We start from the raw sequence: 11,236 nt of genomic DNA on the forward strand, positions 1-11,236 counted from the left end.
GTGTGACACCATGGCAGAAAAAGAGTTAACGATTGATTTTGAAGCCTTACTAAAAGATGTAAACGCGGATTTCCCCGTGTACCAAGCGCTGGACGAGAATGGAAAGATTGTGAATGAAAATCTGGTTCCGGACTTATCCGATGACGAACTTGTGGAATTGATGACTTCTATGGTTTGGTCACGTGTGTTAGATCAACGTTCTACGGCATTAAACCGTCAAGGTCGTTTAGGATTCTTCGCACCGACTGCTGGACAAGAAGCCAGCCAATTAGCCAGCCATTTTGCATTTGAAAAAGAAGACGTTTTATTACCAGGTTATCGTGATGTTCCACAACTAATCAAACACGGCCTGCCTTTAGCAGAAGCTTTCTTATGGTCACGCGGTCACGTTGCCGGAAATAACTATCCTGCTGATTTACAAGCTTTACCACCTCAAATCATTATCGGAGCTCAATATGTACAAGCTGCCGGTGTGGCTCTAGGCTTGAAGAAACGCGACAGTAAAAATGTTGTCTTCACTTATACAGGTGACGGCGGTTCATCTCAGGGTGATTTCTATGAAGCAATCAACTTTGCAGGGGCTTACCATGCAAACGCTGTATTTTATATCCAAAACAACGGCTTTGCTATTTCGACACCGCGTGAAAAACAAACAGCCGCTAAAACATTAGCACAAAAATCTGTTGCAGCTGGAATTCCTGGTATCCAAGTCGATGGTATGGACCCATTAGCTGTTTACTATGTATCTAAAAAAGCTCGTGAATGGGCAGCTAACGGCAATGGTCCGGTATTGATCGAAACATTAACTTATCGTTACGGTCCACATACACTATCAGGGGATGATCCTACTCGCTACCGTTCAAAAGAAATGGATGACGAATGGACGAAGAAAGATCCATTGGTTCGCTTCCGCAAATATTTGACAGATAAAGGCCTATGGTCAGAAGAACAAGAAGAAAAAGTAATTGAAGCAACAAAAGAAGAAATCAAACAAGCGATCACAGATGCTGACCGTGTACCAAAACAAAAAGTTTCTGATTTCTTGAAAAACATGTACGAAGTTCAACCACAAAACATCAAAGAACAAATTGAATTCTATGAAGCGAAGGAGTCGAAATAATCATGGCACAAAAAACAATGATCCAAGCAATTACAGATGCCTTAGCTCTGATGCTTGAAAAAGACAAAGAAGTTTTAATTTTCGGTGAAGACGTTGGTAAAAACGGCGGGGTTTTCCGTGCGACTGAAGGTCTTCAAGAAAAATTCGGTGAAGATCAAGTTTTCGATACACCATTGGCTGAATCTGGAATTGCCGGACTTGGTTTTGGTTTAGCCTTGCAAGGCTTCCGTCCAGTTCCTGAAATTCAATTCTTTGGGTTTGTGTTTGAAGCGATGGACGAGATCGTTGGACAAATGGCTCGTACGCGTTATCGTATGGGCAATACACGTAACTTGCCAATCACGATTCGCGCACCATTCGGCGGCGGCGTGCATACACCAGAACTTCACTCAGACAACTTAGAAGGCTTGATGGCTCAATCTCCAGGCTTGCGCGTGGTTATTCCATCTAATCCTTATGATGCTAAAGGTCTATTGATCGCATCGATTCGCAACAATGACCCAGTAGTATTTTTAGAGCACATGAAGCTTTACCGTTCATTCCGTGAAGAAGTGCCAGAAGGAATTTACGAAGTACCGTTGGATAAAGCAGCCGTTACTAAAGAAGGAACAGATGTTTCAATCATTACTTACGGTGCGATGGTTCGTGAGGCAATTAAAGCCGCGGACAACTTAGCAAAAGAAAACATTAACGCAGAGATTATTGACTTGCGTACAGTAGCTCCCCTTGATGTTGAAACAATCATCAAATCAGTTGAAAAAACTGGTCGCGTGGTCGTTGTTCAAGAAGCACAAAAACAAGCAGGCGTTTCTGCACAAGTAATCTCAGAAATTTCAGAACGGGCAATTCTTTCATTGGAAGCACCGATCGGACGGGTGTCTGCTCCAGATACGATTTTCCCATTCGGACAAGCAGAAGGTATTTGGTTGCCAAATGCAGCAGATATCGAAGCAAAAGTAAAAGAAATCGTAGAATTTTAGCAACCAGTTTCACTTCCTGCTTTAAAAGGTTTGTGAAATGGTATATGACACAACAATCAAACTTATTTTTTCGATTTTTGAAAAAATAATTACTGAAATATGATAGGAGCGATAAAAACATGGCTTACCAATTTAAATTGCCGGACATCGGTGAAGGCATTGCGGAAGGCGAGATCGTGAAGTGGTTCGTCAAAGCAGGCGACACGATCAATGAAGATGACACCTTATTAGAAGTACAAAACGACAAATCAGTGGAAGAAATTCCATCTCCAGTTACAGGAACGGTTAAAAAAATCATCGTAGACGAAGGCACAGTTGCCAACGTCGGTGATGTTTTGGTTGAAATCGATGCCCCTGGACATGAAGATAACGAAGGCGACTCTGGTGTGGCGGCAGAATCACAAACACCGGAATCTCCAGCGGCTGAACCTGCTGACGCTAGCGCAAGCAGCGAAGCTAATGATGGCGGCGGCGTTTTCCAATTCAAATTACCAGATATCGGTGAAGGAATTGCAGAAGGCGAGATCGTTAAATGGTTCGTCAAAGCGGGCGACAAGATCGAAGAAGACGATACCCTATTAGAAGTACAAAATGACAAATCAGTGGAAGAAATTCCATCTCCAGTCACAGGAACAATCAAAAAAATCATCGTAGACGAAGGCACAGTTGCCAACGTCGGTGATGTATTGGTTGAAATTGACGCACCAGGACATAATGATTCCAGTGCTGCTTCAACAGAATCAGCAGCTCCAGCGGAAGCACCAAAAGCTGAAGCAAAAGGCGATTCTTCAGTAGTAGAAGCCAGCAATCCAGACAAACGCGTCTTAGCGATGCCGTCTGTTCGTCAATATGCGCGTGAAAAAGACGTGGATATTACTCAAGTAACTGCTACAGGAAAAGGCGGGCGCGTCGTTAAAGAAGACATCGATGCATTTGTTTCTGGCGGCGGACAAGCAGCCCCTGCAAAAGCAGAAGCACAAACAACTGAAACGACAGCAGCAGCTTCGAACGCAGCGCCAGCGAAAGCTGAAAAACCTGCGCAACCATTTACTTCAAATATGGGTGAAATGGAAACGCGTGAGAAGATGACACCTACACGTAAAGCGATCGCAAAAGCAATGGTCAACAGCAAACATACTGCTCCGCATGTAACCTTGCATGATGAAGTAGAAGTTTCTAAGCTTTGGGATCACCGTAAGAAATTCAAACAAGTGGCTTTGGATAATGGCACGAAATTGACCTTCTTACCATATGTAGTGAAAGCTTTGACTGCGACAGTGAAGAAATACCCAGTCTTGAACGCGTCAATCGATGATGCTGCTCAAGAAATTGTTTATAAAAATTACTACAACATCGGTATTGCAACAGATACTGATCATGGATTGTATGTACCGAATGTGAAGAATGCTGATACTAAAGGCATGTTCAAGATCGCAGACGAAATCAACGAAAAAGCTGCTCTGGCACATGATGGCAAATTAGCTGCTGATGATATGCGTAACGGCACAATCACGATCTCAAATATCGGTTCAGTAGGCGGCGGCTGGTTCACTCCAGTTATCAACTACCCTGAAGTTGCGATCCTTGGTGTCGGAACGATTGCGCAACAACCAATCGTGAACGATGAAGGCGAATTAGCGGTTGGCCGTGTGATGAAACTTTCATTAAGCTTCGACCATCGAATCGTTGATGGCGCGACAGCGCAAAAAGCCATGAACAATATCAAGCGTTTGTTGGCTGATCCAGAATTATTATTAATGGAAGGATGATAAAATCATGGTAGTTGGAGATTTTGCCATTGAATTAGATACAGTTGTAATCGGTGCTGGACCCGGCGGCTACGTTGCCGCCATCCGCGCCGCTGAAATGGGACAGAAAGTAGCGATCATTGAACGAGAATATATCGGCGGTGTTTGTTTAAACGTCGGCTGTGTTCCGTCAAAAGCGTTGATTTCTGCTGGACATCATTATCAAGATTCGCTTGATTCATCGATGTTTGGTGTGACTAGTGAAAATGTAAAGCTAGACTTTGCTAAAACCCAAGATTGGAAAGAAAACGAAGTCGTTAATAAATTAACGACTGGAGTAAAATTCCTGTTGAAGAAACACAAAGTAGAAATCATTGAAGGAGAAGCCTTCTTCGTAGATGACAAAAACTTGCGTGTGATTCATCCTGATTCTGCTCAAACTTATTCTTTCAATAATGCGATCGTCGCAACAGGTTCTCGTCCAATCGAGATTCCTGGCTTCAAGTTTGGCGGACGTGTGTTGGATTCTACAGGCGGTTTAGCGTTAGAAGCTGTTCCGGAAAAACTTGTGATTATTGGTGGCGGCGTTATCGGTGCTGAATTAGGCGGCGCATATGCCAATCTAGGTGCTGAAGTCACGATTCTTGAAGGAACACCACAAATTTTACCGACTTACGAAAAAGACATGGTGCAGCTTGTAGAAAAAGACTTCAAGCAAAAAGGCATCAAAGTCGTTACCTCTGCGATGGCCCGTGAAGCTGTTGATAATGGCGATAACGTGACTGTTCATTATGAAGTTGACGGAAAAGAAGAAACGATCGATGCAGATTACGTAATGGTAACAGTTGGGCGTCGTCCAAACACAAACGACATGGGCTTGGAACAAGCTGGTGTTGAAATGACAGACCGCGGTCTAATCACAGTTGATAAACAAGGACGCACAAACGTACCTAGCATCTACGCAATCGGCGATATCGTTCCTGGTGCTGCTTTAGCTCATAAAGCCAGCTACGAAGCTAAAATCGCTGCTGAAGCGATTTCTGGCAAGAAAGTTGCCGTTGACTATAAAGCTATGCCAGCAGTTGCCTTTACTGATCCAGAATTAGCGACTGTCGGTATGACGATCAAAGATGCGAAGGAAGCCGGATTGGAAGCGAAAGCCTTCAAATTCCCATTCTCTGGTAATGGTCGTGCACTATCATTAGGCAAGACAGAAGGCTTTATCCGTTTGGTAACTACGGTTGAAGACAATGTTATCATCGGCGGTCAAATCGCAGGTGTTGGTGCCAGTGATATGATCTCTGAATTAGCCTTAGCTATCGAATCAGGCATGAATGCGGAAGATATCGCTCTAACAATTCATCCACATCCATCATTAGGTGAGATCGTAATGGATGCTTCTGAGTTAGCATTAGGTATGCCGATCCATATTTAAAGCAAAAAGCCAAAATCCACTTAACAGGATTTTGGCTTTTTTTATAATCAAAATGCTTAACACTTTCCGCGAATCGACCTTTAAACCGCCGTAATTGCCACCATTGCCCCCATCAGCCAATCTAGCTGTGAGATCATTACTTGCGTTTGCTTGGCTACAGGATCACTTTTTACTTCCTTTATTTTCGCCTCCAGCATTTTCCGTTCTGGCTTTTCAATGTACTTTTTCAAGTAAGAGGATTTTTTTAAAAGGATCGCCAACTTTAGACCGTCATAATCTAAGCAATTTAAATTCTCTAGGCGAGCAACTAATTGCGCGATCGTTTTTTCCTTTGCTAAGTAAGAAAGCGTATTTCCATCTGTTTCGACAGTAATTTCTCTAAGGTCGATTAATGAGTTGCGAGTTTGAGCGACCAACAGCTTCAAGTCTTTTTCGAAAAAGGTTGCGCCGTAAGCCGTGGCAAGTTTGTCGATGCGTTTCTTTTTCAGCTGAGTGATTTTTTCAAATAGGCAATTCAGATATTCCAGTTCTTCTGGCAGTTGATCCGTTAAAATGATAATTTCCTTTTGTTCAAGTTCGATTACCTGCGCTTCCTGTAAATCAAGCAGTCCTGCCATGACCAGACACATGCCAACATAATAATTAATAGAAGAAATTTTTCCATTTCGATTCATGGTAAAGAGCAGGTATTGTTGTGATAAGTTTAAATTTTTCATTGTCTCGCTCCTTTATTCTTTTGATCTAAGTATAAGCTTGGAGTGGAAAAATCTATTTTTTCGAAACAATATTTTCAAAATTCTGATTTTCTCGCTTTTTTTTCATGGTATTCTAAGAATGCAGAAACAAAAGTTTCCTTTTTGCTAGCTCAATCTGCTAGCAAGAGAATAATTAAATGAAAAAAGCGACAAGGAGCTGAATCCAATGACTGGAAAATTTTTCCAAGAAATCAGAGAAAAGAAAAATCAATCAATCATGAATACGTCTGAGGGGATCGTAACACCTCAGTTTTTAAGAAAATACGAACGGGAAAATGGTGATATTCGTTTTTCGAATTTAGTCCAGTTATTAAATCGGCTGAATACCACCATCGATGAGTTCATCTTTGAGATTGAAGAAAGTTTGGATATTTGGTTGTATGAAATCGAAGAAGAAATTGATCAAGCCTATCATGCCGGAAATTCATTTTCCTTGAAGAAATTTGTGCAAAAACAAGAAAAACTCTATCAGCAAACAAAGGAGGAACGCTTCTTGTTTGCGGCACTTATCGGCAAACGTTTCTATAATTATATTTTTTTGCCAAGCTATACAGTTGATTTAGCGCCGATCACCAATTATTTAAGAGAGACGGAGACATGGGGGAAGTTTGAATTTTTCTTGATCACTTATAATAGTGATCTTTTCGAGCCGGAAGAAGCTTTCTTTTACGCCAATCAATTAGTAACACAACAGCATGGCAGCTTTGAAGTTCGAAAGTGGCGCTTCGATGCTGTCTTGCATCTTGTCCGTTATTTAATTGACGAGAATCAGTTGGCTTCGGCAGAAAAAATTATGTTAGCCTATTTAAAAAACTTGACACCGAATCGTGATTTGAAATATCTTCATCATGACCTGTACGCTAAATTTGTCTATGGGCTGCTTTTGATCAAAAAGAATGATCCAAGAGGAGCGCGGCAGTGCGAGCGAGTCATTGAGATATTTGTAGAGGATTGCGGTTATTTAAACTATGGTAATCGTCTGAATATTGTCTATCAATCAACTTTAGCGCAAGCTAAGCAGTCGTAATAAGCGAGGAGCAGATATATGAATGAAATTTTAGGTTTTGAAGCATCAAGATCAGGTGAAATGTATGATGACCTTTCGCCTGTATTTAGCGAAATGCGGAAGCAAGCAGTGAAGGCGACGACTGAGTACAATGCGCTGTATGGAAAGGATGAGCAGAAGAGAGAAGCGATTTTGCGAAATATTCTAGGCTCAGCAGGCGAGTCCCCCTTCTTTGAACCAGATTTTCGTTGTGAATTTGGAAAAAATATCCATCTTGGAGATCGGTTTTTCGCTAATTTTGACTGCATCTTGTTAGATGGCGGAGAAATCATGATTGGCAATGATGTATTATTTGGTCCGCGGGTAGGGATTTTTACAACGAATCATGCGACTGATCCAGAAGAACGAGCGGCAGGTGGCTGTTATTCGAAAAATGTCGTGATAGAAGATAATGTTTGGGTAGGTGCCAACGTTACCATCAATCAAGGTGTGACGATTGGGAAAAATACAATCATCGGGTCTGGCAGCGTGGTAACAAAAAATATTCCGGATAATGTAATCGCAGTCGGAAATCCTTGTCGTGTGTTAAGAGAGATCACTGAACAAGACAAAACGGGTTATCAATCTAAGCGTACGCTAACTTAAAAGCGGCTTTAATCAGCGCATGGATGATTCTATGGTAAACTAATTTCGAATGGAGTGTGGATCAATGGCAAATTATGGTTACCCAATCGATGAGGATTGGACACATGAGGAGATCACGACCGTTATCAATTTCTTGAATTTAGTCGAGGAAGCGAACGAAAATGGTGTAGATAAAGAAGCTTTTTTAAACGGCCATAAAAAATTTAAAACAGTAGTCAAAAGTATCGGAGAAGAAAAACGAATCGGTCGAGAATTTGAAGCGGTCAGCGATTATTCAATCTATCGCACGGTACAAAAGGCTAAAGCAGCGACTACGAAACGTTTTAAAATGTAAATTTGTTAGCTATAGGTAAGAAGAATCAGACTTATTAGGAGAGATCAGGATGGAAAAAGAAATTATTGGCTGGATCTATGAGGCAGCTGAAAAAATCAAATCAGGACTAGGGGATGCGCTGAAGGTCGATCAGAAAAATGGACGCACGGATTTAGTGACGAACGTGGACAAAGAGGTCCAAGACTTTATCGTCGGAAAAATCAATGCCTATGATCCAGATGCATTGATTTTAGGTGAAGAAAATGGACAAGATCAGACGCCGATCGATAAAGGGCGTGTTTTTGTCATCGATCCGATTGACGGGACGCTGAATTTTGTGATGCAGCAAGAAAATTTTTGTATCATGATCGCTGTCTATGAAGATGGCGTAGGCCAATTAGGGTTTATTTATGATGTGATGCAAGATGAGCTTTTCTGGGGCGGACCTAAAGTCGGAAAAGTCTTCCTTAATAAGGAAGAACTTGCGGCTCCTGCCAATCAGTCGTTAAGTGAAGGCTTAATCGGTATGAACGCGGCCCTTTATCGCAAAAATTTGTATCATGCGCAAGAAATTGGTCAGACATCGATGGGTATCCGCGTATTAGGCTGTGCCGGACTGGATTTTATCGCCATCATCAAGGGGACACAGATTGGCTATGTCAGCATGCTGAGCCCGTGGGATTACGCCGCCGGCAAGATTATGATGGAACAGTTGGGAATGACTGTTATCGGAAAAAATCAGCAGCCGTTAAGCTTCCAAGGACGGGAGTTTTTCATAGGCGCAACGCAGGCTGCGATGGCCGATATTCAAGCGTTTGATAAAGAAAATCTTTAAGAAACTACTTTTTCTGAAAAAATGAAAATGTTTTACTAACACTCTTAATGATTTTCTGTTATAATTGTCAATCGAGTGAGTCTCGCGTTACAAGAAAAGGAGCAATTAAAATTGAATTACAGAAAAGATATCCGCAACGTGGCTATCATCGCCCACGTCGACCATGGTAAAACAACACTAGTTGATGAAATGCTTAAACAATCTGATACCCTTGACAGCCACGTTAGCTTACAAGAACGTGCAATGGATTCAAATGCAATCGAAAAAGAACGTGGTATCACGATCTTAGCCAAAAATACGGCTGTAAACTATAAAGATTACAAAATCAACATCATGGACACACCAGGACACGCCGACTTCGGTGGTGAAGTGGAACGTATCATGAAAATGGTTGATGGTGTGTTATTAGTCGTCGATGCTTATGAAGGTACGATGCCGCAAACGCGTTTCGTATTGAAAAAAGCGTTGGAACAGCATTTAACACCAATCGTAGTCGTAAATAAAATCGACAAGCCTTCTGCACGTCCAGAAGAAGTTGTTGATGAAGTGCTAGAATTATTTATCGAATTAGGTGCGGATGACGACCAATTAGATTTCCCAGTTATTTACGCTTCAGCGATCAACGGAACATCTAGCTTATCCGATGATCCTGCAGAACAAGAACCAACGATGGCTCCTGTTTTTGATACGATTATTGAAAAAATTCCAGCTCCTGTTGATAATAGCGACGAGCCTTTGCAATTCCAAGTTTCTTTACTAGATTACAATGACTACGTAGGACGTATCGGTATCGGCCGTATCTTCCGCGGAAAAATGAAGGTCGGCGACCAAGTATCTTTAATGAAGCTTGACGGTTCGATTAAAAACTTCCGTGTAACAAAAATCTTTGGTTTCTTCGGCTTGCAGCGTTTGGAAGTTCAAGAAGCAAAAGCCGGCGATTTGATTGCCGTTTCTGGTATGGAAGACATCTTCGTTGGTGAAACAGTGACACCGATCGATCATCAAGAAGCACTGCCGATTTTGCACATTGACGAACCAACCTTACAAATGACCTTCTTAGTTAATAACTCGCCTTTTGCGGGTCGCGAAGGGAAATATGTGACTTCACGTAAGATCGAAGAACGTTTGATGTCAGAACTGCATACAGACGTTTCGTTACGGGTTGAAAATACTGATTCACCAGATGCTTGGACAGTATCCGGTCGTGGTGAACTGCATCTATCGATCTTGATCGAAAACATGCGTCGTGAAGGCTACGAATTACAAGTTTCTCGTCCTGAGGTTATCGAAAGAGTCGTTGACGGCGTGAAATGCGAACCATTTGAACGTGTGCAAATCGACACTCCGGAAGAATACATGGGCAGTGTAATTGAAGCTTTAGGACAACGTAAAGCAGAAATGCAAGACATGATCCATTCAGGCAATGGTCAAATTCGTTTGATCTTCTTGGCACCAGCTCGCGGTTTGATCGGATTCACTACTGAATTCTTATCAATGACTCGCGGTTACGGAATCATGAACCACACCTTTGATCAATATTTGCCAATGATCCAAGGCGTGATCGGCGGACGTCGTAATGGTGCATTAGTATCTGTTGATAATGGTAAAGCAACGATGTACTCAATCATGAGCGTGGAAGAACGCGGTACAGTTTTCGTTGAACCAACTACCGAAGTCTATGAAGGAATGATCGTCGGCGAAAACAGCCGTGATAAGGACTTAGGTGTTAACATTACCAAAGCTAAACAAATGACCAATGTTCGTTCAGCTAACAAAGACCAAACGTCAGTCATCAAAAAACCACGTATCTTAACGCTAGAAGAATCATTAGAATTCTTGAATGACGATGAATACTGTGAAGTAACACCAGAAAGCATTCGTCTACGTAAACAAATTCTAAACAAAGCAGAACGTGAAAAAGCAGCGAAGAAACGCAAAGTTGCTGCTGAATAAAGACTATTTAAGAGATCGCATGAATCTATGCGGTCTCTTTTTTATGGAAAAATTTTGTCAACTACCAGTTTGCTTATAATAAGGAGAAATAATTATTTTATCCTTAATTAGCCGTTATCAGTAAATAACAACTCTTATTTTAAAATTATTTTTAAAAATTTGGATTAGAATTTTTGAGAATTATCGTTTATGTTTGATTTGTGTTGATGAGGGATCGGTGCTTGATTGGGTGATTGAGGATAAGACTGCTGTTTTGCGTGACTGATAACACGCACTTTGAATAAATAGAATCAAATGGAAAAGGAGGAGTTTTAATGGATGAGTATGGCTTGAGCTGCAAACAGATTTTTTCGTTAAAGCGTAAAACACTAGAAAAACGCATTAGCAATTTCTATAACGAAACGAATGACAGCGACAGCGCGATCAGACTTTTGGTAGCGCTTCAA

Annotated in this window: 10 protein-coding genes; 9 read left to right on the forward strand and 1 reads right to left on the reverse strand. The window is 41.5% G+C overall.

All coding sequences use genetic code 11. The features are described 5' to 3' along the window. Positions 1-10 precede the first annotated feature (10 nt). The 4 genes from pdhA (at position 11) to lpdA (ending at position 5,283) form a co-directional block, all read left to right on the forward strand. Positions 11-1,120 (forward strand): pyruvate dehydrogenase (acetyl-transferring) E1 component subunit alpha, encoded by a 1,110-nt coding sequence (gene pdhA, locus FFR60_RS18920; protein WP_088932659.1) that lies wholly within the window; start codon positions 11-13, stop codon positions 1,118-1,120. Positions 1,121-1,122: 2 nt separating this feature from the next. Continuing rightward, positions 1,123-2,100 (forward strand): alpha-ketoacid dehydrogenase subunit beta, encoded by a 978-nt coding sequence (locus tag FFR60_RS18925; protein WP_088932658.1) that lies wholly within the window; start codon positions 1,123-1,125, stop codon positions 2,098-2,100. A 119-nt stretch (positions 2,101-2,219) separates the two neighbouring features. Then, positions 2,220-3,869, forward strand: coding sequence for a dihydrolipoyllysine-residue acetyltransferase (locus tag FFR60_RS18930; RefSeq protein ID WP_137665355.1), 1,650 nt, complete (start codon positions 2,220-2,222; stop codon positions 3,867-3,869). 7 nt (positions 3,870-3,876) lie between these two features. Then, positions 3,877-5,283 (forward strand): dihydrolipoyl dehydrogenase, encoded by a 1,407-nt coding sequence (gene lpdA, locus FFR60_RS18935; RefSeq protein WP_137665356.1) that lies wholly within the window; start codon positions 3,877-3,879, stop codon positions 5,281-5,283. 80 nt (positions 5,284-5,363) lie between these two features. Here lpdA and FFR60_RS18940 read toward each other — a convergent pair whose 3' ends face one another. After that, positions 5,364-5,999, reverse strand: coding sequence for a GPP34 family phosphoprotein (locus tag FFR60_RS18940; protein ID WP_137665357.1), 636 nt, complete (start codon positions 5,997-5,999; stop codon positions 5,364-5,366). A 205-nt stretch (positions 6,000-6,204) separates the two neighbouring features. Between FFR60_RS18940 and FFR60_RS18945 the strand changes: the two genes are divergently transcribed. The 5 genes from FFR60_RS18945 (at position 6,205) to typA (ending at position 10,790) form a co-directional block, all read left to right on the forward strand. After that, positions 6,205-7,065, forward strand: coding sequence for a helix-turn-helix domain-containing protein (locus FFR60_RS18945; protein ID WP_137665358.1), 861 nt, complete (start codon positions 6,205-6,207; stop codon positions 7,063-7,065). An 18-nt stretch (positions 7,066-7,083) separates the two neighbouring features. After that, positions 7,084-7,689, forward strand: coding sequence for a sugar O-acetyltransferase (locus tag FFR60_RS18950; protein ID WP_137665359.1), 606 nt, complete (start codon positions 7,084-7,086; stop codon positions 7,687-7,689). A 64-nt stretch (positions 7,690-7,753) separates the two neighbouring features. After that, positions 7,754-8,023 carry a UPF0223 family protein gene (locus FFR60_RS18955; protein WP_137665360.1) on the forward strand — a complete coding sequence of 90 codons (270 nt, stop codon included), beginning with the start codon at positions 7,754-7,756 and terminating at the stop codon, positions 8,021-8,023. A 49-nt stretch (positions 8,024-8,072) separates the two neighbouring features. Continuing rightward, positions 8,073-8,837 carry an inositol monophosphatase family protein gene (locus FFR60_RS18960; RefSeq protein WP_088932651.1) on the forward strand — a complete coding sequence of 255 codons (765 nt, stop codon included), beginning with the start codon at positions 8,073-8,075 and terminating at the stop codon, positions 8,835-8,837. Between the two features lie 111 nt (positions 8,838-8,948). Further along, complete coding sequence (typA, locus tag FFR60_RS18965) at positions 8,949-10,790, forward strand: translational GTPase TypA (protein ID WP_088932650.1); 1,842 nt, start codon at positions 8,949-8,951, stop codon at positions 10,788-10,790. Positions 10,791-11,236 lie beyond the last annotated feature (446 nt).

Source organism: Enterococcus hulanensis, assembly GCF_005405485.1.
GTDB classification, from domain to species: domain Bacteria; phylum Bacillota; class Bacilli; order Lactobacillales; family Enterococcaceae; genus Enterococcus_A; species Enterococcus_A hulanensis.

What these genes read in the sequence shown, in the direction of transcription:
- FFR60_RS18945 (WP_137665358.1), top strand. Translation starts at nt 6,205, where the DNA reads ATGACTGGAAAATTTTTCCAAGAAATCAGAGAAAAGAAAAATCAATCA.
- FFR60_RS18925 (WP_088932658.1), top strand. Translation starts at nt 1,123, where the DNA reads ATGGCACAAAAAACAATGATCCAAGCAATTACAGATGCCTTAGCTCTG.
- FFR60_RS18950 (WP_137665359.1), top strand. Translation starts at nt 7,084, where the DNA reads ATGAATGAAATTTTAGGTTTTGAAGCATCAAGATCAGGTGAAATGTAT.
- lpdA (WP_137665356.1), top strand. Translation starts at nt 3,877, where the DNA reads ATGGTAGTTGGAGATTTTGCCATTGAATTAGATACAGTTGTAATCGGT.
- pdhA (WP_088932659.1), top strand. Translation starts at nt 11, where the DNA reads ATGGCAGAAAAAGAGTTAACGATTGATTTTGAAGCCTTACTAAAAGAT.
- FFR60_RS18955 (WP_137665360.1), top strand. Translation starts at nt 7,754, where the DNA reads ATGGCAAATTATGGTTACCCAATCGATGAGGATTGGACACATGAGGAG.
- FFR60_RS18930 (WP_137665355.1), top strand. Translation starts at nt 2,220, where the DNA reads ATGGCTTACCAATTTAAATTGCCGGACATCGGTGAAGGCATTGCGGAA.
- FFR60_RS18960 (WP_088932651.1), top strand. Translation starts at nt 8,073, where the DNA reads ATGGAAAAAGAAATTATTGGCTGGATCTATGAGGCAGCTGAAAAAATC.
- FFR60_RS18940 (WP_137665357.1), bottom strand. Translation starts at nt 5,999, where the DNA reads ATGAAAAATTTAAACTTATCACAACAATACCTGCTCTTTACCATGAAT.